Raw genomic sequence first — 21,127 nt, 5'->3', positions numbered from 1 at the left:
TCGCCGGCGGTGAGCACCGCCGTCGGCCGCTGTTCTTTTGTTGTCTGCCGGGAGCCTACCCAGCCCGCCGGTTTTGAGGCAGGATATGCCGTGTAACGTGCACCGCCGATTCGGCCGTCCCGGCCCGCGCCCCAGCAGCAAGGAGTCCCGCATGACCACGCTCAATCCCTACCTCGGCTTCCGCGACAACGCCAAGGACGCCATGACGTTCTACCAGTCGGTGTTCGGCGGGGAGCTGACGATGAGTACCTTCGCCGAGTACCACGCCAGCGAGGACCCGGCGGAGCAGGACAAAATCATGCACGGCCAGCTCCGGACCGACAGCGGCCTGGTGCTCATGGGGGCAGACACCCCCAACAGCATGGACTACACCCCGGGCAATAACTTCTCCGTGTCGCTGAGCGGATCCGACGAAGCCGAGCTCCGCGGCTACTTCGAGAAGCTGGCCGACGGCGGCACCATCGCTATGCCGCTGGAGAGGGCGCCCTGGGGTGACATCTTCGGCATGTGCAAGGACAAGTTCGGGGTGGACTGGCTGGTGAACGTCGGTCCCGAGGTCGCCTGAGCCGGACCGGCGCCCCGCGCCGGGGCCCAGGGAACGCGCAGACCCAAAAGACGGTGCCGGTTCACGGCGCAAGGCGCCTCCGCCCGGCCTGCAGTTAGAGCTATCCTGAAGGCGGCCAGGACAGTGCAGATTCGAGTCCATCCTCCTGGCCGAGAGAGGCATGCCATGACCGAGAAGCTGCACCTCAGCCCGGACGATGAATTCCCCGAGGACCTCAGCAAAGTCGAGGACAAGGACCTCCAGGTCCTCGACAGCCAGGTCCAGCGCCAGCTCGACTACGAGTACGTGGCGGAGGGAGAGCCGAATCCGGAGACTGAATTCCGTCATTATGACCTCGATGAGGAGTTCGAAGAGCGGGACAAACGGGAGACCTGAAGGGCCGGAACCGGCCGCGGCAGGTCCGGCCTTTCGCATGGCGTCCGCAATCTAGTCAGCATGCTTACTACACTGGAGTAACCATTCTGCAGAGAAACGAGCACCCATGACACCGGCAGCCGCCCCGCGTTCCCTCCCGTACCCCCTCGGGGTCACCCTGCGCCAAGACGGCGCCAACGTCGCCGTCTATTCCAGGACTGCGGACTCCGTGGAATTCTGCACCTTCGACGCCGACGGCCACGAGACCCGGACAACGCTTCCGGAGCGGACGGGGCACGTCTTCCACGGCGTCATCCCCGGCGTCACCGTGGGTACCCGCTACGGCCTGCGGGTCGACGGCGCTTGGAACCCCGACGCCGGCCTGCGCCACAACGTCAACAAACTGCTGCTGGATCCGCACGCCACCGCAATTGAAGGCGGCTATGACTGGGGCCAAGCGGTATTCGCCCATGACCTGAACAACCCGGCCGAGTTCGACTCCACAGACTCCGCCCCGGCTGTTCCGCGCTGCGTGGTGACAGACCCGTCTTTCGACTGGGACGAGGGCACCCCCGATGTCGCGCCGCGGATTCCGCTGGCCGACACGGTGGTCTATGAAGTCCATGTCAAGGGCTTCACCCGGCAGCACCCCGAGGTCCCGGAAGAAATCCGCGGCACTTATGCCGGCCTGGCGCACCCGGCCGCCATCAAGCACCTCACCGACCTCGGCGTCACCGCCGTCGAACTGCTGCCGGTGCACCAGTTTGTCCAGGACAGCCATCTGGAAGAAAAGGGCCTGCGGAACTACTGGGGCTACAACAGCATCGGCTTCTTCGCCCCGCACGGGGACTACAGCGCCGCCGGCGACGGCGGAGGGCAGGTCGCCGAGTTCAAGGCGATGGTCAAGGCCCTCCACGCCGCCGGCCTCGAGGTGATTCTGGACGTGGTCTACAACCACACCGCCGAGGGCAACCACATGGGCCCGATGCTGTCCTTCAAGGGCATCGACAACGAGGCCTATTACCGGCTGGTCGAGGGCGAGGAATCCGCCTACTTCGACACGACGGGCACCGGCAACAGCCTCAATGTGGGGCACCCGGCGGCACTGGGCCTCATCATGGATTCGCTGCGCTATTGGGTGACGGAGATGCACGTGGACGGGTTCCGCTTCGACCTCGCCACCACGCTGACCCGCCAGGACGGCAGCGCCGAACTCCACAGCGCCTTCCTCACCCTGATCCAACAGGATCCGGTACTCGCCCCGGTGAAAATGATCGCCGAACCGTGGGACACCGCCGGCTACCAGGTGGGCGGTTTCCCTGCCGACTGGTCTGAATGGAACGGCAAGTTCCGCGATGACGCCCGTGAATTCTGGCATGGCGGCGACAACGTCCTGGGCGACTTCGCCCAGCGCTTCCTCGGCAGCCCCGACGTTTACGAGGGCAGCCGCCGGGCCCCGGTGTCCAGCGTCAACTTCATCACCGCCCACGACGGATTCACCCTGGCGGACCTGACGACCTACGACGAGAAACACAACGAAGCCAACGGAGAAGACAATAACGACGGCGAGAGCGATAACCGTTCGGCCAACCACGGCGTCGAAGGACCCACCGACGACGCCGGGGTCAACGAACTGCGTGACCGGCAACGCCGGAACTTCCTCGCGACGCTGCTCCTGTCCACCGGCGTGCCGATGATTCTCGGCGGCGACGAGATGGGCCGGAGCCAGGGCGGCAACAACAACGCCTACTGCCAGGACGACGAGATCTCCTGGTTCGACTGGAACAAGGTCGACGACGGGCTGCTGCGGTTCACCACGGAGCTGATTGCCCTCCGCCGCGAGAACCCGGCGCTCCGCCCGGCCTGGTTCCGGCACGCGCCCGAGGCAGGCAGCGCCGACACCGTCCGGGTCCTCCGCGCCGACGCCGAGGGATTCACTGCTGAGGACTGGACAGCGGATCACCGCGCCATCGCCTTCGTGCTCGAGCACGACGGCGCCGATTCCTTCGCCGTGCTGCTCAACGCTGCCGAAAACGGCGTCGAATTCACCGTCCCGGCCGCTCCCGCACAGGAATGGGAACTCGTGCTGTCCACCGATCCGGAGCAGCGGGTCGAATCGCCCGTGAGCACGCTGATCGTCCGCGACCGGTCCGTCACCGTCCTGCGGTCACGCAGGGCATGACCGACCCGGTCCGCGTGGAAGTCCACGCGGCGGGCCATACCGGCCACGTTTTCGCGACGCGGGAAGCCGCGTCGCGGAGACGGGGCGGCCCGGCCGCGCCCGCCGTCGTGCTCCTCCACGGGATCGGCGCCTCACACCGCTACCTGCGCCGCCTGAATCGGCTTCTTGCCGGCTCTATGGACACCTATTCCATTGACCTGCCGGGGTTCGGCGCCACGCCCAGACCGGAACGTACGCTCTCCATTGCCGAGCACGCCCGCTACGTCCTGGGCGCCATGGAACAGCTGGGCGTGACCGAGTTTGTGCTGGTTGGGCACTCGATGGGAACACAGTTCGCCACCGAAGCAGCGCTCCAGGAGCCCGGGCGGGTCTCGCATCTGGTGCTGATGGGGCCGGTGGTGGATCCCGAGCGCCGCACCGTCGCGCAGCAGGCCCTGGCGCTGGGCCGGGACTGCCTGTTCTACGAAAGCCCCTCCTCCAACGCCCTCGTCTTCACCGATTACCTGCGGTGCGGGCCCTCCTGGTACTTCAAGACACTCCGGGTCATGATGGAGTACCCCATGGCTCAGAAAATCACCGGTGTCACCGCGCCGGTCCTCGTGGTGCGCGGAGCCAACGACCCCGTGGCGGACGCGGACTGTAGCCGCCGGCTGGCCGGACTCGCACGCCTCGGGCAACTGCTGGAAGTCCAGGGCACGGGGCACGTGGTGCAGCACAACCGGGCCGTCGCGGTGCGGGATGCGATTCTGGATTTCACAGGCATGCCCGCGGCGGCAGGTGAGACGCTGCCGGGCCCGGCGTGAACGGCCCTGGAAATCCGCGCCGGCGGTTAGACCTCGAAGTGCGTCCGGGTGGGTCCCTGGCCCAGTGACTCGACGACGCCGGCCGCGAGGGCGTGGAGCTTGATGTTCCGGGCGCTGGATGCCGACTTCAGGAGCTCGAACGCTTCGTCCTGGCTGCAGCGGTTCTGCGCCATGATGATGCCGACCGCGACGTCGATCCCGGTCCGTGTCTCCAGGGTGGCCTTGAGGTTGGCCGCGGTATCGCTGCTGTGAGCGAACCGCACCGCGAGGCGCAGTGCCATGGACGTCTGGTGGACGAAGTCGCGGGCCAGTTCCGTGGCGCGGTGATCGAACCGGCACGGCCGGTGCGAATACAGGTTCAAGGCGGCGCGGGTCTCGCCTTCCAGCAGAAACGGCAGCGCCAGGATGGACCGGAAGCCGTGCCCGTGGACCGTCGCGGCGTAATGGGGCCAGCGGCCGTCCTGTTCAAGGTCTGAAATGTGGACGGTTTCCTGCTCCCGGGACGCCGTCATGCAGGGACCGTCGCCGTAGGCGTACTGGATTTCGTCCATGGCCTGCGCGGCGGGGCTGCTGCTGGCGACGGTTGCCGCTTTCCGGTGCCGCAGGAGCGTGATGCCGCAGAGGATCTCGTCCCCGGGCTCTGAGAGGCTGCGCGCGGACACACGGGCGAGTTCGCTGAGAAACTCCTCCACGTCCGAACTGCTGAGCACCAGTTCATGCAGGTGCTGGTTTATTGAATTTGCGGTTGACTCGCTGACCACTTCTCTGTTGTGCCGTTTCCCTCAGGTCAAGACGACCCGGCGGTGCTTCCCACCGCGGCAAGTGGCGGATACGGCAGCGGCCGGCCGGATCGAAGAACAATCCAACGGCTTGCTGCAAAACCGTACCGGGAGATTATATACATCCGGATACGCGGGGCTCCAGACGGCGCCCGCGGGGTCACAGACTGCTGAACCGTTTCGCTGGGGCACGTAGGCTTGCCTTAAGTGAATTGTCGTGAACGGATGCCGCATGCCAGAGCTCGACGTCAAGGAGTCGCACTCCCTTCCGCTGGCGATTTCCCGTGCCGCGGGCCAGCCCGTGGCTGCCGTGCTGGGAGAGCTGGGCTCGGATGAGACCGGGCTGACCGGCGCGGAGGCGGACAGGCGCCTCGCGGAGCTGGGGCCCAACGCGGTGCGGACCCACATGGCCAGCGGGTGGTCGGTGCTGGGCCGGCAGCTGGCCAGCCCCATCCTGATCCTGCTGCTCATCACCGCGGGGCTTTCGCTGTTCCTCGGGGACGCCACGAACGCGATCGTGATCGGCGTGATCCTGCTGGTTAGCGTCGGGCTCGGATTTAGTAACGAATTCCGGGCCGAACGCGCTGCGGAGGCCTTGCATTCGCGCGTCACGCACCGCGCCGTCGTCGTCCGCGACGGGACCGCCCGAGAGGTCGAGGTCACCGCCTTGGTGCCCGGCGACGTCGTCCATCTGGGGATCGGCGCGATCATTCCGGCTGACATGCGGGTGCTGACCGCGAAAGACCTGCTGTGCGATGAAAGCATCCTGACCGGCGAATCGCTGCCGGTCGGCAAGGACCCCGCCCCGGTCACCGGCGCAGTGGCGCTGGGTGACCTGACGTCGTGCCTGTTCATGGGGACGGTGATCCAGTCCGGCTCCTGCACCGGGGTGGTGGTCGCCACCGGGGGCCGGGCAGAGTTCGGCCGGATCGCACTGGGACTGGGCGAACGGCAGCCCCAGACCGAGTTCCAGCTGGGCCTCAAACGCTTCTCCTTCCTGCTGCTGCAGGTGGCCATCGGGCTGACCTCGCTGATCTTTGTCGCGAACCTGCTCCTGCACCGCCCGGTGATCGAATCGCTGCTGTTCTCGCTGGCGATCGCGGTCGGCATCACCCCGCAGCTGCTGCCGGCCGTGGTCAGCACCAGCCTGGCCACGGGTACCCGGCAACTGGCCCGGCGGAAGGTGCTGGTGAAGCGGCTGGTCTGCATCGAGGACCTCGGCGACATGGACATCCTGGTCACGGATAAGACCGGGACTCTGACAGAGGGCCGGATCAGCTTCACGGCCGCGCTGCCCGCCCGCCCGGACATCGCCCCCGCTGACCTGCTCACGCTGGGGCTGCTGGCGACCGAAGCCGACTACGCAGAATCCCAGACCTCCCCGGTGGGCCTGAACTCGCTGGACGCCGCCCTGTGGGCGTCACCGGAGGCCGCGGCGTTCCAGCCGGCCCGCTACAAACGCCTGGACGTGATTGACTTCGACCACTTGAGGCGCCGGACCAGCGTGCTGGTCAGCGACGACGGCGGCCCCGCCCGCCTCATCACCAAGGGCTCGCCGGAGGACGTCCTCGCATTGTGCGCGGACACCCCGGCGGACGTACAGGCGTTGCTGAATGAGCAGTTCGACGCCGGATCCCGGGTGGTGGCCGTCGCGAGCCGCCCCGCGGACGGGCTGGAGGATCTGACCCCGGCCGACGAGAAGGACCTGGTCTTGGCCGGGTTCCTCATCTTCCTGGACCGGCCCAAAGCCAACGCCCGGGCTTCCCTCGACCAGCTCGAAGCACTGGGCATAACGGTCAAGATCGCCACCGGTGACAACGCCAGGGTCGCCGAAAAGGTCTGCGATGAACTCGGCGTCCTCTCGGGCGGAACGCTCAGCGGTCCCGCGGTGGAGGCCATGACCGACGACGAGCTGGCCGCCGCCGCGCGCGAGGCGAGCATCTTCGCCCGGGTTTCGCCCGAACAGAAGGCCCGGATCATCCGGCTGCTGCGCAAGAGCGGCGGCGCCGTGGGGTTCATGGGCGACGGCGTCAACGACGCCTTGGCGCTGCACGCCGCGGACATCGGCATTTCGGTCGACAGCGCCACCGACGTCGCCAAGGATGCCGCCGACGTCGTGCTGCTCGACAAGGACCTGGGGGTCCTGGCCGAAGGCGTCATGGAAGGCCGGCGGATCTTCGCCAACACCATCAAGTACGTCCTGATGGGCACCTCCAGCAACTTCGGCAACATGTTCAGCGCGGCCACGGCCTCGGTGCTTCTGAGCTTCCTGCCCATGCTGCCCGGCCAGATCCTGCTGAACAACCTGCTCTACGACGCCGGCCAGCTGGCCATCCCGGGCGACCGGGTGGACAAGGAACAGCTGCTGGCCCCATCGCACTGGGACATCGGCTTCATCCGGCGCTTCATGTTCCTGTTTGGCCCCATCAGCTCCATCTTCGACTTCGCGACGTTCGCGCTGATGCTCTTCGTCTTCGACGCGGTTCCCGGCGAATTCCGCGCCGGATGGTTCATCGAATCCATCGTCACGCAGACGCTGATCATCTTCGTCATCCGGACCCGGCGCGTACCCTTCTTCCGGAGCCGGCCGTCGGTGGGCCTGGTGAGCGCGTCCCTGGGCGTGGTGGCCCTCGGAGTGTACCTCCCGTTCTCGCCGTTGGCCGGGGTGCTGGGCTTCGATCCACTGCCGACGCCGTTCTTCCTCGCCTTGCTCGGGATGGGCGCGGTGTACCTGGTGCTGGTTGAACTGGCCAAAGTCTGGTTCTACGCCCGGGCCGCGCAGCAGCCTCTCCCGCCCCGTCCCGTCCGGCTCCGCGGCCGGACCCACCGCATCGCCCGCCGGGCCGCACGCTTCAGCATCCCGGCGGCCCGCCCGCTGCTCGTCAACCGTGGCCCGGGCTGGCGCCGCCGGCGCAAAATCGGGCACAAAGGCCCTCACCGGGTGACAGCCCCGGGCGGATAGTTGGAGGGAGCGGCCACCTGGCCCATTTCCGGCTCGCCGGGCCCGCAGGGACACCAGTTTCAGCGGTCCAGGACTGATGGGGCCGATGGCCGACATTTCGACTGGAAAGCCATAACCCATGAGCATTTTTCAAGACAGGGTCGACGCCGGGAGGCAGCTCGGCCGGCGTCTGGCGGAACTGCGTGGCCAGGACATTGTGGTCCTGGGACTACCCCGCGGCGGCGTCCCCGTCGCCTTCGAGGTTGCCGCCGCATTGGACGCCCCCCTGGACGTAATCGTGGTGCGAAAGCTCGGACTTCCATACCAGCCGGAGCTCGCCATGGGCGCGATCGGTGAAGGCGGAGCCAAGGTCCTGGACGAGCAGGTCCTGGCCCATGCGCGGGTCAGCGCCCACGAACTCCAGGCAGTTGAAGACCGCGAGCGCGCCGTGCTGGAAAACCGGGTGGTCCTGTTCCGGAAGGGCCGGACCCGGCAGGACCTGACCGGACGCATCGCGGTGATCGTCGACGACGGGATCGCCACCGGCTCCACCGCCCGTGTGGCCTGCCGGATCGCCCGCAAACAGGGGGCAGCACGGGTGATCCTTGCCGTTCCGGTTGCCCCGGCGGATACCCTAGCCAGCCTCACCGAGCCGGATGAAGTGGTCTGCCTGGCAACGCCGCGCCAGTTCACCGCGGTCGGCTACCACTACCGGGACTTCTCTCCCACCGACGACGACGAGGTGGTGCGCCTGCTCGATCTTGCGGCCAAGCGCCTGGAATCCGCGCCGCCGCCGTCCCGTGCTCCGTACTTCACCCACGCGGGCAGCGCCGCCGACGTCGAAGAGGAAGTGGAGATTCCGTCCCGGGGGGTGCGGCTTCAGGCCCAGCTCCACCTTCCGGTGCCGGCCCGGGCCGTGGTGCTGTTCGCCCATGGCAGCGGCAGCAGCCGCCACAGCCCCCGGAACCGTTACGTGGCCGGGGTCCTGCAGCAGGCCGGGCTCGGGACACTGCTGCTGGACCTGCTGACGCCCGCGGAGGAGCGCAACCGCGCCAACGTCTTTGACATCGAACTCCTGGCCCGCAGGCTCTCCTCGGCAACCGACTGGCTTGCCACCCGGGCGGACACGGCCTCCTGCGCCGTGGGTTACTTCGGTGCCAGCACGGGCGCCGGGGCCGCGCTGTGGGCGGCGTCGGAGCCCTCGGCACGGATCGCGGCTGTTGTGTCGCGCGGCGGCCGGCCCGACCTCGCCGGCCCGCGGCTCTCCGCCGTGACTGCGCCGACGCTCCTGATTGTGGGGAGCCTGGACCATGAGGTCCTGGAGCTCAACCGCAAGGCCAAGGCCATGATGCGGTGCCCCAACCAGCTCGCCGTCGTGCAGGGGGCGACGCACTTGTTTGAGGAACCGGGCACGCTGGCCGCGGCGGCCATCCTGGCCCGGGACTGGTTTGTCGACTACTTGCTGGCCCCGGACGGTACCGGACCGCGTGACGGCGCCGCGGGCGTTTGATGAACACGGGCGTTTGATGAACACAGATGCTTGAAGAACACGGGCGTTTGATGAACACAGATGCTTGAAGAACACAGCCGCTTGGAGAATCAGGCGCCGCGCGCCTTGCCGTGACCCCCGCCGCGGGCCTTTGCCTGGCCCTTGGCCCGGCTTTCGGCCCTGGCACGGATGCCGAGGAGCATCCGCCGCTCCATGACGAACTGCACCGGCTCCAGCAACGGGCGGAGCACCAGTCCCGCGGCCAGGGGCGAATAGTCGTACCGGGTGCGGGACACGAGACGGCTGGCATGGGGGCCCGCAGGACGCAGCACGAACGTCCACCCCGCCTCCAGCCAGGGCCCGTCGGGAGGAGGACCGGCCGGTGACACCCGCCCGGTCCGCAGATCGATGGTTCCGCCAAGGCCCAGCACTGCCCGGGACTGGAGAAGCCTGACCGGCAGGCCGCCGTCGCGGGAAAGCGGAACGATGTCACCGACCTCCAGATGCTGCAGTTCCGGCAGAATCCTGTCCGCGCTGTGGATGCCCAGGCCCGCGGCGTTCTCGAGCCAGTCGTAGGAGTACATGCCGCCGCGGCCGGCGCCCAACTGGACAAGCCACGGCCAGACGTCTGATACCGGGGCCGCGATGGTGACGGCCCGGGTGCTTTGCATGCGCGGCGCGGGCACAATCTCGTCCCCGGGCAGCGGCCCGGCGGCCTCCTGGGTGGTGGCTCCCCAGCGCAGGAGCCTCGGCCGGACGGCCAGGACGTACGCGGCACCCGCCGCCGCCGCCGCAAGCGCCGCGAGCGGTCCGCGGATCCGGTCCGGAAGGTGCGGGCCGCTCAGGCGAGGGACCTCAGCCGGCGCTGCGGCAGCACGGGCGGTCCTGCGGGGTGCCGGTGCGGGGCCGGCGCGGTTCATCCCGTGGTCCGGTCCCTCAGGTCGTCCGCGCTCTGGCCGACCACCAGCACCGGGCAATGGGCATGGGCCACGCAGGCCCCGCTCACCGAGCCCATGACCTGATGGAGGAAGCCGCCCTTCCCGCGCCTGCCCACCACGAGCAGCTGGGCGTTCTTGCTCTCGTCGATGAGAGCCTTGGCCGGGGCCCCGAACTTGACCGAGCGCGTGAGTCCTTCCGGGCGGGAGTCCCCGAAGGCCCGTTCCAGCGCCTGGTCCACGAGGCGTTTGGCGGTCTCTTCCAGCTGCGCGGTGGTGGGCGTGCTCTCCTCCGGCAGGTGGGACGCCAGGAAGAAGTCGGAGGTGCCCAGGCACGTGATGACCTCCAACGGGACGTTCAGACTCGTGGACATGCGCCCGGCGAGGCGGAGCGCCGTCGTCGAAAACTCGGATCCGTCCACGCCCACGACAATGCGCTGATCACCGTTCATGGCCCCCAGCCTGCCCCCTGCCTCCGGGACTGCCTAGGGCCGAAAGTCACGCGGGGCTGGGCAGAGCACCCGGCTCCCCTTAGGGTGGAACGGTGACTGCCGGCGCCGGACCTGGGGCCGGAGCCCGTGCCGGACCAAGACGGTCTGCAGATCCTGCCACCCGAGGAGTTCCTGATGAGAGTTGCTGTTACCGGAGGAAGCGGAAAGCTGGGACGGAGCGTCGTCCGGCGGCTGAGTGAGGACGGCCACGATGTGACCAACCTGGACCGGACGGGCGCGCGCAGCCCCGGGTTCACGGAGGTGGACCTGCGCAACTACGGCCAGGTGGTGGACGTGTTCCTGGGCCTGGAAGACCGCCACAACGGCTTTGACGCCGTGGTGCATCTGGCCGCGATTCCCGCCCCGGGGCATGCCCCCGATGCCGCCACGTTCGAGAACAACATGCAGTCCACCTACAACGTGTTCCAGGCCGCCCGCCGTGCCGGGATCAAGAAAATTGTCTACGCCTCCAGCGAGACGGTCCTGGGGCTGCCGTTCGACGTCGACCCTCCTTACATCCCGGTGGACGAGGACTACCCGGCCCGGCCGGAAAGCACCTACTCCCTGGTCAAGCACCTCGAGGAGCAGATGGCCATCCAGCTGACCCGCTGGGACCCGGAACTGAGCATCACGGGCCTGCGGTTCTCCAATGTGATGGACCCGGAGGACTACGAGGAGTTCCCCTCCTTTGACCACGACGCAACCCTGCGCAAATGGAACCTCTGGGGCTACATCGACGGCCGCGACGGCGCCCAGGCCGTGGCCCGCGCTCTGGCCCACGGCAAGCCCGGCTTCGAGGCCTTCATCATCGCCAACGAAGACACCGTGATGAGCCGTTCCAGCGCCAGCCTGGCCGCCGAGGTCTTCCCTGACGTCAAAGTGGTCAAGGAGCTTGGCGAGCACGAAACCATGCTCTCGATCGACAAAGCCAAACGCCTCCTCGGCTACGCGCCCGAGCACACCTGGCGGACCTACCACTCGAACCGGACCACCCCGACCGAAGACTGAAACACCCGCGGCTGACGAAACCGGGACCAATCCACCCACCACTGAGGAGTTCCATGCACTACCGCACCCTGGGCAACAGCGGCGCCGTTGTCTCCACCTATGCGCTGGGCACCATGACCTTTGGCGCCGAAGCCACCGAGGAGCAGTCCCGCGCCATCCTGGATGACTACTTCGCGGCGGGCGGCAACTTCATCGACACCGCGGACGTTTATAGCTCGGGGGTGTCGGAGGAAATCATCGGCCGCTGGCTGGCCGACCGGGCAGACGCCCGGGACAGGGCCGTCGTGGCCACGAAAGGCCGCTTCCCGATGGGTCAGGCCCCCAACGACGTCGGGACTTCCCGCCGCCACCTGGTCCGGGCGCTGGATGACTCGCTGCGCCGGCTGGGCGTGGAGCAGATCGACCTCTATCAGCTGCATGCGTGGGACCCGATCACTCCCCTGGAAGAGACACTCCGGTTCCTGCACGACGCCGTCACCAGCGGCAAGATGGCGTACTACGGCTTCTCCAATTTCCTGGGCTGGCAGCTGACCAAGGCGGTCCACGTAGCGAAAGCCCAGGGCTGGAGTGCCCCCGTGACGCTGCAGCCGCAGTACAGCCTGCTGGTCCGCGAGATCGAATCGGAAATCGTTCCGGCCTCGCTCGACGCCGGGATCGGGCTGCTGCCGTGGTCGCCTTTAGGCGGCGGCTGGCTGTCCGGCAAATACAAGCGCGACCAGCCGCCCGCCGGGGCCACCCGCCTCGGCGAAAATCCGAAACGGGGGATGGAAGCGTGGGAGGCCCGCAACGCCGACCCGCGCACCTGGGACGTGATTGCCGAAGTCGAGGAAACCGCCGGCCGGCATGGCGTGAGCCCGTCCCAGGTGGCACTGGCCTGGCTGGCGGACCGGCCGGCCGTCACCTCGGTGATCCTGGGCGCCCGGACCGTCGAGCAGCTCGCGGACAACCTGGCGGCGGCGGAGCTCCGGCTCACCGCGGGGGAAACTGAGCGGCTGACCGAGATCAGCCGGCCGCGCGTCGGCGTCTATCCGTACGGGCCGATGGCCCAGGAGCAGCGCAGCCGGAAGCTCGAGGGCGGTCGCTAGAGAACAAACGCGGGGTCACGTCCCGCCCGTCCAGCAGTGGACAGGCGGGAAATGACCCCGCATTGTGGTGTTCCGGTGAAATCCGGCTCAGTGAACGAGCTCGCGGGTCATGCCGAAGGGCACCTGGTCGGACAGAGCCGCCGTGTAGTGGCCCGGCCTGTGCCGCGTCAGCAGGATGCCGTGGGTTCCGGCGGTCATCGCGAGCCGCTGAAGGCCGAGGACGGCGTCGTTGAGGCGGTCATCGAGGACTTTGCGGCTGTCGACCTGGATCTCAATGGTCGGGGTAACTTGGGTCATAGCACAGTCTTTCTTGGAGTTCTTCTCTTGGCCCCAATTGAATGGACAATAACGTCATATTTATAGGGGCGTCAAGTCGCCGGACGGCCACTTCCGGTCCTCAAAATGCGGTCCGGGCGAGTGCCGCGGCGTGGACCTGCGGATCCTTTTCAACCCGGGACCTTCGGCACTGGACAGATTCCGCGCGAGGCGAACGGGCCAGATGGCTGCCGGAGCGCCTGCCCGGGCCCCCGAGGGGACGGCCGTCAGGGCCCCGCCCGCGTACTCTGCGTATCGAATGCCGGACAACCGGGATAATCTTCTGCAGAGAATGTCCACAAACGGCGCAAAGGCGGCACGGCACCATGGCAGAAGCACAATCGGATAAGTCGCAGGGCCGGTGGCGGACCTTCCACGAGAAGTTCGTCGTCGAGGAACGGTTCATGAGCGTGTCGGCGCGCCGGAATCTCTACCGCACGGCCGTCGGGCTGATGATCCTCGGCGTCGTCCTGTTCGTCGTGATCCTGACAGGTGTCCTGCAGCACGGCGGCATCTCGGCGGCCGACGAGCCCGTGCGGTCCTGGCTCGTGACCCTGCGCGGTGAACCCGCCACCACCATCATGATCATCCTGGCGATCGTGTTCGGCCCCATCGGCCTGCCGATCATCGTCCTGATCGTCACCGTGGCCTGGGGATTGGCCGCCAAGCATGCATGGCGGCCCATGCTCCTGGCCGGCGCTATGCTGACTGGCGTGATCCTGGCTCAGGTCATTGGCCGGATCGTGGAGCGCCACCGCCCTCCCGTGGACCTGATGCTCTTCGGCGCCGACACCACCTTTTCCTTTCCGTCCGGCCATGTCCTGGGCGCGTGCGATTTTCTGCTGGTGACCACGTACCTGGTCTTTTCGCGCCGGAAGAACCCGCGGTCGGCCATCATCGCCTTCATCGTGGCGGGGATCGGGATCTTCTTCGCGGCAGTCAGCCGCCTCTACCTCGGCTACCACTGGATGACCGATGCCCTGGGCGCCTTCTCGATCTCGCTCGTGGTGCTGGGCGGGGTCATTGCGCTGGATACCTGGCGGACGGCCCGGATTCCGGGGGAGCGGATCACCGGAACGCTGTCCACCGCCGACGCCGGCACCGACTAAGCCCGGGCACGGACTAAGCCCCGTCAGCGGCTGCGCGCCCGTTTGAGTTCGGCGCGCAGCCGCGCATTGGCGGCCTCGAGTTCCATCACCTTGGCCACCCCGGCCAGGTTCAGGCCTTCTTCCAGGAGTTCGCCGATCCGCCGCAGCACCGCGAGGTCAGCATCGCTGTACTGCCGTGTGCCGCCTGCGGTGCGGTCCGGGGTGAGCAGTCCCCGCCGCTCATAGAGCCGGATGTTCTGCTGTCCCGTGCCCACCAGGTGTGCCACCACCGAGATGGCGTAAAGACCTGCCTCCGACCCGCTCTCCGCCATGGTTTTCCTCCCTTTGCTGCGATTTCCCCCTTGCAGCAGTGTGTCACCGGTGCTATAAAAAATCTATACCCTTCACCATAGAAAAACGGTGACGGGTGATGGAGAAAATGGAGCAAATTCGCGCTGAAGGAGTGGGAAATGATGTTAATTCGGACGGACCCGTTCCGTGACTTTGACCGGTTCGCCCAGCAGGTCTTCGGAACGACGGCGCGCCCCGCCGCCATGCCCATGGACGCGTGGCAGGAGGACGGCGAATTCGTCGTCGCCTTTGACCTCCCGGGCGTCAACGTCGACTCGATCGGGCTCGATATTGAACGCAACGTCCTGACGGTCCGGGCGGAACGGCGGGACCCCGTGCAGCCCAATGTGGAACTGACGGTCTCCGAGCGCCCCCGCGGTGTTTTCAGCCGCCAACTGATCCTGGGCGAGACCCTGGACACCGAGAACGTCAAGGCCCATTACGCGGACGGTGTCCTGACCCTCCGCGTCCCCGTGAAGGAACAGGCCAAGCCGCGGAAGATTGAAATCACCCATTCGCAGGACAACCTGCAGGAGATCGGCAAGTAGTCCCGGGAGCCTGCGCCGGGCACCATGCCCGGCGCAGGCTCCGGCTTCACACGGCGGAGCCCGATAATGCCCTCGAACAACCCCGACCCCCGCGGCTACTACGCACTCCTGCACGTGTCTCCGGACGCGAGCCGGGAGGAGATCGGCCGCGCCTTTCGGGCGCTGATGCGCCTGCACCATCCCGACGCCGGAAGCTCCGGGGCCGGTCGCGGTACCGGCGATTCCGGTGCCGGCGAGGTGAGCGCGATCCTGGAAGCCTTCGCCGTGCTGCGGGACCCGAGGATGCGGGCGGACTACGACGCCGCCGGGCGCCGGGCGGCCGGCCCGGCCGGCACGTCGACGAGCGGGGCCGGACACGGCGGCCGTGACATCCCGGTGCGCATCATCCGGCGCCGGGAACCGCTTCTGCGGGTGTTCCCCGTCCGCTGGGAACCAGAGCACCGCCGGGAGCAGCCCCCACGCAGAGGTCACTGAGCAGGGATTGCTGGCCCTGGCCGCCGACCCCAATCACCAGCCACTCCCACGGAGGAGGAGAACGTCCATGAGCGCATGGCGCCGTTACGATTCACACCTGATGCCGGTGTTCCACGAACGCTTCGAGAAGCGCTGGGGCCAAGGCACGGCACCGTTCCTGGATCCGGAGGCGCACGAGGCCCCGCTGCCCCGGGCCCAATGGATCAACGTCGATACCGGCGCGGCGCTGGCGGTGGTTCCGGTCTGGACCGCAGAGGACAACCAGCACCGTTCCTTTGGCGTGTTCTACCTGCCGCCCGCGGGTGATATCTGGGTGCTGAGGCCCGGTTTCACCGAGTACCTGGAACCTTCGGCGGACGAGGCTGAGCAGCTCGTGGGCCTGCGGAACGACGCTTTCCGTAAGGCGGTGGCTCACGCCAAGGACTTCCTCTTCGGGCCGGAGACGTCGGTTTTCTGAGCCGCCAGGGGGCCGGGCTCAGTTGTTGGCGGCCGCGTAGACGTTGAGGCTGCAGGAGAACACGATCCACGAGACGTAGGGCAGCATGAGCAGGCCGGCCGCCCGGCTGGCGACGCTGAACAGGACGGTGGTTGCCGAAGCGGCCACGGCGTGCGCCACGATGACCAGAAGGGCAAGCCAGAGGGCTGCCGTGCCGATCATCGGATACATGCCGAAGAACAGCGGCGCCCAGGCCACGTTCAGGAGCAGGAGGATGCCGTAGACCGTCATGGCGCCGGTGTGCTGCCCGGCGTCCGGCGCGGATTTCACCCCGGCGCCCCTTCCGGAGCGCTGCCGCCATACCAGCCATGCAGCCACGGCCATGGTCGTGTAAAGCATCATCCAGACCGATCCGAAGGCCCAGCCCGGCGGAGTCCACGGAGCCTTGTCCGCCGCCGCATACCAGCCGCCGGCGTTGCTGATGATGACCTGCGAGGCCAGGTAGGCCACCGCGTGGGAAACCGCGAGGAAACCGACGAGAACCGCTCCCTGCCGGCGCGGCCCGGGCCGTGCCGACGGCCGGCGGTCGACGGCGTGTTCAATTTTCACTTGCACGGATCAACACTGGCCAATGCCCCGGCGTCCGTCAAACCGGCGAGGTCGTGGCGCCCGCTCCGGGGTGAGGCCTAAGATCAGTCAACCACCACCGAAACTACATAGGGGTCCTGTCGATGAACGCTTCCGCCAAGGAGTTGGCCGCCCTTCTTCCGCCCGGCTTCACCTTGGGCGTGGCGACGTCCGCCTTCCAGATCGAGGGCGCGCTCGATGAGGACGGCCGCGGCCCGTCCGGGTGGGACGTCTTCGCCGCGAAGCCCGGAGCGATCGTGGAGGACCAGAGCCCCGCGGTCTCCTGCGACCACTACCACCGGATGCCCGAGGACGTGGCCCTCATGAAGGACCTCGGGATCGATTCCTACCGGTTCTCGCTGTCCTGGCCGCGGATCCAGCCCGGCGGCAGCGGACCGGTGAACCCGGCCGGGCTGGGTTTCTATGACCGGCTGATCGACCTGTTGCTTGAGAACGGGATTTCCCCCATGGCCACCGTCTACCATTGGGACACCCCGCTGCCGCTGGAGGAGGCCGGCGGCTGGATGAACCGGGACACGGCGTACCGGCTGGGCGAGTTCGCCGCCATCGCCGCGGCTGCCTTCGGGGACCGCGTGGACCGCTGGGTGACGGTCAACGAGCCCGCGACCGTCACCACCAACGGCTACGCCCTGGGCATGCACGCGCCCGGCGAAGCTCTCATGCTGAAGGCGCTGCCCAGCGTGCACCACCAGCTGCTGGGCCACGGCCTGGCGCTCCAGGCGCTGCGTGCCGCCAACGTACGGGGCGAAATCGGCATGACCAACGTCTACTCGCCGATGGTCCCGGCCAGCGCCAACCCGCTGGACAAGCTCAGCGCCGGACTCATGGACGTGGCACAGAACCGGCTCTACGCGGATCCCGTGCTGCTTGGCAAGTACCCCGACATCATCCGCGCGGCCACGTTCTTCTCCTCCTCCTTCAGCCCCTCCAGCGAGGACATGGACCTGATCTCCCAGCCCCTGGATTTCTACGGCCTGAACTACTACATGCCCACCCGCGTCGCGTCAGGTCCGGGAGAGGGGGCCGTGCCGCCGGGCATGGCGGAGGCGATGGGGGACGACCTCAGCGGGACGCCCGGGGCGCCGTTCCACATAGCGTCGTTCCCGGACACGGAGCACACGGCCTACGGCTGGCCGGTCAAGCCCGACTACATGGCCGTCGCCCTGGCCGAGATGGCCGAGCGCTACCCGGACCTGCCGCCGGTCTACATCACCGAGGGCGGGGCGAGCTTCGAGGACGTCGTGGTCCGGGACGCCGCGGCGGACCGGCGGATCATTCCGGATGAGCGCCGCTTACGGTATCTGGCCGACCATATCGGCACGGCTCTGGAAGCCACGCGCCCCGGCGGTGCCGCCGAGTCCGTGGACCTTCGCGGCTACTATGTCTGGTCCCTCATGGACAACTTCGAGTGGTCCGCCGGGTACAAGCAGCCATTCGGCCTGGTCCACGTCGATTTCGACACCCAGGTCCGCACGCCGAAGGCCTCGTACTACTGGCTGCAGGAGGTGATCGCGGCCCGCCGCGCGGCGTCCGCCGCGCATGTGCCCGGGGCCGCCGTCGGACAGCAGGAGCCAGACGCCGACGCCGAACCGCCCCGCCCGGCGGGCTGAGGCCCTTACCCGGATCAACGTCAGCGCAGACCTAGCTCAGAGCAGGTCCAGGTCCTGCAGGCCCTTGGCGAGTCCGGCGCCATCGGGAGAGTAGATCCAGGGAACGGAGGATCCCGAGTGGTCGCCGGAATCGGAGTGGCCGCCGGCAAAGACGGCCTCGCTGGCCGAAAGCTGCCGGATCCCGATCGCGGCCACCCGGTCCGGGTGCTCCTGGGCGAAGCCGGAGTAGATTTCTTCATCGTGCTGGCCGTTGTCGCCGAACAGCAGCCAGCGCATGTTCGGGAACTCCTGGGCCAGGAGTTCAAGGTTCCGCCGCTTGTGTTCCTGGCCGCTGCGGAACCAGCGGTCGTGGGTCAGGCCCCAGTCGGTGAGCAGCAGGGCGCCCGAGGGATAGAGGTTCCGGGCGATGAAGCGGGCCAGGGTGGGCGCCGCGTTCCACGGCCCGGTGGACAGGTACAGCACCGGGGCCTCGGGGTGCTCGACCTTGAGCCGGTCCATCAGAACAGCCATGCCTGGCGTCGCCATCCGGGCGCGTTCGTTCAGGACGAAGGTATTCCACAGCGCCAGGAAAGGCCGCGGGAGCGCCGTGACCATGATCGTGTCGTCAATGTCCGAGACAATGCCCAGCCTGGTGTCGGCTGAGATCACGAAAATCCTGGCCTCGACCGGTTCCGTTCCCTCGGCCCGCAGCGTGGCCGTATGCCAGCCCGGGGTCAACGCCACGGGAACCACGGTGTCGACCAGGCCGCCGCGGTCCGCATGGACGCGGGTGGTGACACCGCCGAGCAGGATCTCCACCTCGGTGAACTGGACGGGGACGCTTGTGAAGGCGCGCCAGCCGCGGAAGTTCTGGTTGCCGTTCTGGACAAGTCGCTCTGCCTTGCTGCCTGGCACGGGCTTGCTGGTGAGGACCACCCGGCCCAGGACCCGGACCCACTCGGTCGAGCCGTAGCCCTGATAGGCGACGGTCTGCGGGATGAACTTCCAGCGTCGGGCCGTCTTGAGGCGCAGCCCATTGACGGTGTCCGACACCCAGTGGGCGAGCCGAAAGGCCCTGGTGCCGGACACGGGCTGCTGATGCGCTGGTTGTGACGCCAATTCCATGCCCCCACTCTCCCACAGCGCCGGACTCCCGCCGTGCGTGTGACTAGCCCGAGGCCGTAGTGCCGCGACGGCGGTCCGGGAACCGGACGCCCCGCGACGCACGGCCTACCAGGGAAGCGACTCGCCCAGCAGCCGGCGCAGTGCGGCGGCGTTGCGCACGGCGTTGCCGCCGCCGTCGTTGTTGAAATAGGCGAAGACGTCCTTGCCGTCCGCCCGCCATTCGCCAATGCGCGCAGCCCACCACTGCAGGTCCTCGTCCGGGTATGAACCGGCGTAGAGCGCGTCGCGATCCGGGCCGTGGAGCCGGATGTAGACGAACGGGGCCGTCGCGCGCAGGACGCACGGGAGCCCGGCACCGCTCATGATGCAGTACGCCGCGCCGTGCCGCTCCAGCAGGGCATACACGCCGGGGTCGTCCCAGCTTGGGTGGCGGAACTCCACGCTGACGCGGATCCACTCGGGCAGCGCGGCGAGAAAATAGTCCAGCCGGGCGTCGTCCCGCCCGAAGTCCGGCGGCAGCTGGACGAGCAGGACGGCCCGCTTGTCGCCGAGCTCGTGCCAGCACCGGGTGATGCGCTCCACCCACGCCTCCGGGGCGTAGAGCTTCTTGCCGTGGGTCAGGCCGCGCGGAGCTTTGACGGACATGGCGAAGCCATCGGGCAGGCGGCGCCGCCAGCCGGCGAACGCGTCCTCCCTGGGCCAGCGGTAGAAGCTGGCGTTCAGTTCCACGGTGTCGAAGCGGGCCGCGTAGTGCGCCAGCCTGTCCCGGGCCGGCAGGCCCGGCGGGTAGAGGACCCCCTCCCAATGGTCATAGCTCCAGCCTGACGTCCCGATCCGCACAGTGCCCGTGCGGTCAGTATCCATGTGCTCTGCCATGCCGGTTCGTGCCCCTCCGCTTCCGTGCCCCGGCCCGCCTAGACCTCTCCGGCCCAGTCGCCGGCATGCGTGGCGAACGCCGCCTCCCAGCGCTGCCGCTCGGCGTCGGGCAGCGGCCCGCGCACGACGGCGGCTGCCGCCGCGTCCAGATTGGCCGGCTGCGAGGTCCCGACGATCGCCGTGGAGACGCCGGGGCTGAACGCCGAGAACCGCAGTGCCGTGCCCTGCCAGTCATCGGCCTCCGGCCTCAGGTCCATCTCACGAAGCCGGTCCCAGTACGTCTCGCCGTACACGCCGGTGGGGCGGTCCGTGTGCCGCCACGGCGCGTTGGCCAGGGGGCGTTTGGCAACCACTCCCAGTCCGCTCCGCGCCGCGCCGGGCAGCACCTCGCGGAGGGAACGCTGGTCTGCCAGGTTCACGGACGACTGTACGGCGCCGAAGACGCCGGCCGAGGCGGCCCAGGCGAGGGCCTCGTTCTCGCCGCTGTACCCCGGCACCCGGACCTTGCCCGCGTCCACGCAGGCAAGCAGCGCCTGCACGGCATCGCCCCGCTCCAGCACCTCGAGGGGGCAGGAATGCAGGAAGACGACGTCGATCGTGTCAGTGCCGAGCGTCGCCAGCGCCTCGTCGACGCCGCGGGTCACCGCGGTGGCGCTCCAGTCCGTGGCGCCCTCGACGCCGTAGCCCACCTTTGTAGACAGGACGACGTCGTTGCGGTGCGCCGGGAGCCAGGAGCCGATGCGTTCCTCGGACAACCCGTAGCCCCGGGCCGTGTCGATGAAGTTGATGCCCAGCTCCAGCGCCCGGTCCAGGAGCGCATGGGCCTGGCGTTCTGTCACGTCGTCGTAGCCGATGTGCCCGGCGCCGAAGCCCAGGGCGGAGACCTGCAATGACGATGATCCGAAGTTCCGTTTCAGCATGGATGGATCCTAGTCCCGCGGGCCCGGCCGTCCGCAAACCGGGAAGGCCCTGCGCCGCGCGCCGTCAGCAGCGCACGCGGCGCCGGTGCGCACCGGTGCGCACCGCCGTCGTGCGCCGCCTGCGG

The 21,127-nt window shown here is 68.2% G+C and carries 22 protein-coding genes; 13 read left to right on the top strand and 9 right to left on the bottom strand.

Annotated elements, in window-relative coordinates; genetic code table 11:
• The first annotated feature begins 151 nt into the window (after positions 1-151).
• The 4 genes from ABD243_RS13680 (at position 152) to ABD243_RS13665 (ending at position 3,904) form a co-directional block, all read left to right on the top strand.
• Complete coding sequence (locus tag ABD243_RS13680) at positions 152-565, top strand: VOC family protein (protein ID WP_344366724.1); 414 nt, start codon at positions 152-154, stop codon at positions 563-565.
• 165 nt (positions 566-730) lie between these two features.
• Positions 731-940: a hypothetical protein gene (locus tag ABD243_RS13675; RefSeq protein WP_091253059.1), complete on the top strand. Its 210-nt coding sequence runs from the start codon at positions 731-733 to the stop codon at positions 938-940.
• A 106-nt stretch (positions 941-1,046) separates the two neighbouring features.
• Positions 1,047-3,101 (top strand): glycogen debranching protein GlgX, encoded by a 2,055-nt coding sequence (gene glgX / locus ABD243_RS13670; protein WP_344366718.1) that lies wholly within the window; start codon positions 1,047-1,049, stop codon positions 3,099-3,101.
• A complete protein-coding gene (locus ABD243_RS13665) occupies positions 3,098-3,904 on the top strand; it encodes an alpha/beta fold hydrolase (RefSeq protein WP_344366715.1) in 807 nt (268 codons plus the stop codon). The genes glgX and ABD243_RS13665 overlap by 4 nt, the downstream gene beginning before the upstream one ends.
• A gap of 26 nt (positions 3,905-3,930) precedes the next feature.
• Here the strand turns inward: ABD243_RS13665 and ABD243_RS13660 are convergent, their stop codons facing one another.
• Complete coding sequence (locus tag ABD243_RS13660) at positions 3,931-4,665, bottom strand: GAF and ANTAR domain-containing protein (protein WP_344366713.1); 735 nt, start codon at positions 4,663-4,665, stop codon at positions 3,931-3,933.
• Positions 4,666-4,915: 250 nt separating this feature from the next.
• Here ABD243_RS13660 and mgtA point away from each other — a divergent pair, with 250 nt between their 5' ends.
• Positions 4,916-7,645: a magnesium-translocating P-type ATPase gene (gene mgtA / locus ABD243_RS13655; RefSeq protein ID WP_344366711.1), complete on the top strand. Its 2,730-nt coding sequence runs from the start codon at positions 4,916-4,918 to the stop codon at positions 7,643-7,645.
• A 118-nt stretch (positions 7,646-7,763) separates the two neighbouring features.
• Positions 7,764-9,134: a phosphoribosyltransferase gene (locus ABD243_RS13650; protein WP_116766178.1), complete on the top strand. Its 1,371-nt coding sequence runs from the start codon at positions 7,764-7,766 to the stop codon at positions 9,132-9,134.
• An 89-nt stretch (positions 9,135-9,223) separates the two neighbouring features.
• Here ABD243_RS13650 and ABD243_RS13645 read toward each other — a convergent pair whose 3' ends face one another.
• On the bottom strand, positions 9,224-10,033 hold the full coding sequence (locus ABD243_RS13645) for an SRPBCC family protein (protein ID WP_344366709.1): 810 nt from the start codon (positions 10,031-10,033) through the stop codon (positions 9,224-9,226).
• Positions 10,030-10,500, bottom strand: a complete 471-nt coding sequence (locus tag ABD243_RS13640) for a universal stress protein (RefSeq protein ID WP_344366707.1) — start codon at positions 10,498-10,500, stop codon at positions 10,030-10,032. Before ABD243_RS13640 ends, ABD243_RS13645 begins: the two co-directional genes overlap by 4 nt.
• A 174-nt stretch (positions 10,501-10,674) precedes the next feature.
• Here ABD243_RS13640 and ABD243_RS13635 point away from each other — a divergent pair, with 174 nt between their 5' ends.
• Positions 10,675-11,547: an NAD-dependent epimerase/dehydratase family protein gene (locus ABD243_RS13635; RefSeq protein ID WP_344366704.1), complete on the top strand. Its 873-nt coding sequence runs from the start codon at positions 10,675-10,677 to the stop codon at positions 11,545-11,547.
• A gap of 53 nt (positions 11,548-11,600) precedes the next feature.
• Entirely contained in the window at positions 11,601-12,632 is a 1,032-nt protein-coding gene (locus ABD243_RS13630) for an aldo/keto reductase (protein ID WP_344366702.1), read from the top strand.
• 87 nt (positions 12,633-12,719) lie between these two features.
• Here ABD243_RS13630 and ABD243_RS13625 read toward each other — a convergent pair whose 3' ends face one another.
• On the bottom strand, positions 12,720-12,929 hold the full coding sequence (locus ABD243_RS13625) for a hypothetical protein (RefSeq protein ID WP_091256002.1): 210 nt from the start codon (positions 12,927-12,929) through the stop codon (positions 12,720-12,722).
• Between the two features lie 344 nt (positions 12,930-13,273).
• On the opposite strand from ABD243_RS13625, the gene ABD243_RS13620 reads away from it, so the two are divergent.
• On the top strand, positions 13,274-14,056 hold the full coding sequence (locus tag ABD243_RS13620) for a phosphatase PAP2 family protein (RefSeq protein ID WP_116766175.1): 783 nt from the start codon (positions 13,274-13,276) through the stop codon (positions 14,054-14,056).
• A gap of 23 nt (positions 14,057-14,079) precedes the next feature.
• On the opposite strand, the gene ABD243_RS13615 is transcribed toward ABD243_RS13620, so the two are convergent.
• Entirely contained in the window at positions 14,080-14,367 is a 288-nt protein-coding gene (locus tag ABD243_RS13615; RefSeq protein ID WP_091256005.1) for a MerR family transcriptional regulator, read from the bottom strand.
• Between the two features lie 138 nt (positions 14,368-14,505).
• Here ABD243_RS13615 and ABD243_RS13610 point away from each other — a divergent pair, with 138 nt between their 5' ends.
• The 3 genes from ABD243_RS13610 (at position 14,506) to ABD243_RS13600 (ending at position 15,865) form a co-directional block, all read left to right on the top strand.
• On the top strand, positions 14,506-14,934 hold the full coding sequence (locus tag ABD243_RS13610; RefSeq protein WP_272914140.1) for an Hsp20/alpha crystallin family protein: 429 nt from the start codon (positions 14,506-14,508) through the stop codon (positions 14,932-14,934).
• A 66-nt stretch (positions 14,935-15,000) separates the two neighbouring features.
• A complete protein-coding gene (locus tag ABD243_RS13605; RefSeq protein ID WP_344366693.1) occupies positions 15,001-15,408 on the top strand; it encodes a J domain-containing protein in 408 nt (135 codons plus the stop codon).
• Between the two features lie 67 nt (positions 15,409-15,475).
• On the top strand, positions 15,476-15,865 hold the full coding sequence (locus ABD243_RS13600) for a hypothetical protein (protein WP_116766173.1): 390 nt from the start codon (positions 15,476-15,478) through the stop codon (positions 15,863-15,865).
• Positions 15,866-15,883: 18 nt separating this feature from the next.
• On the opposite strand, the gene ABD243_RS13595 is transcribed toward ABD243_RS13600, so the two are convergent.
• Positions 15,884-16,459 (bottom strand): TspO/MBR family protein, encoded by a 576-nt coding sequence (locus tag ABD243_RS13595; protein ID WP_344366690.1) that lies wholly within the window; start codon positions 16,457-16,459, stop codon positions 15,884-15,886.
• A gap of 116 nt (positions 16,460-16,575) precedes the next feature.
• On the opposite strand from ABD243_RS13595, the gene ABD243_RS13590 reads away from it, so the two are divergent.
• The gene (locus ABD243_RS13590) at positions 16,576-18,102 is read left to right on the top strand and encodes a GH1 family beta-glucosidase (RefSeq protein ID WP_344366688.1); all 1,527 of its coding nucleotides are present in this window, start codon (positions 16,576-16,578) and stop codon (positions 18,100-18,102) included.
• Between the two features lie 36 nt (positions 18,103-18,138).
• On the opposite strand, the gene ABD243_RS13585 is transcribed toward ABD243_RS13590, so the two are convergent.
• From ABD243_RS13585 to ABD243_RS13575, 3 genes are all read right to left on the bottom strand, one after another.
• Positions 18,139-19,206 (bottom strand): App1 family protein phosphatidate phosphatase, encoded by a 1,068-nt coding sequence (locus tag ABD243_RS13585; protein WP_344366683.1) that lies wholly within the window; start codon positions 19,204-19,206, stop codon positions 18,139-18,141.
• A gap of 105 nt (positions 19,207-19,311) precedes the next feature.
• Positions 19,312-20,070, bottom strand: a complete 759-nt coding sequence (locus ABD243_RS13580) for a DUF72 domain-containing protein (RefSeq protein ID WP_344366680.1) — start codon at positions 20,068-20,070, stop codon at positions 19,312-19,314.
• A 50-nt stretch (positions 20,071-20,120) separates the two neighbouring features.
• Positions 20,121-21,002: an aldo/keto reductase gene (locus ABD243_RS13575; RefSeq protein WP_344366678.1), complete on the bottom strand. Its 882-nt coding sequence runs from the start codon at positions 21,000-21,002 to the stop codon at positions 20,121-20,123.
• Positions 21,003-21,127: the final 125 nt, after the last annotated feature.

The organism is Arthrobacter humicola, assembly GCF_039531445.1.
Taxonomy (GTDB): domain Bacteria; phylum Actinomycetota; class Actinomycetes; order Actinomycetales; family Micrococcaceae; genus Arthrobacter; species Arthrobacter humicola.
This window is presented reverse-complemented; position numbering and strand designations above follow the sequence as displayed.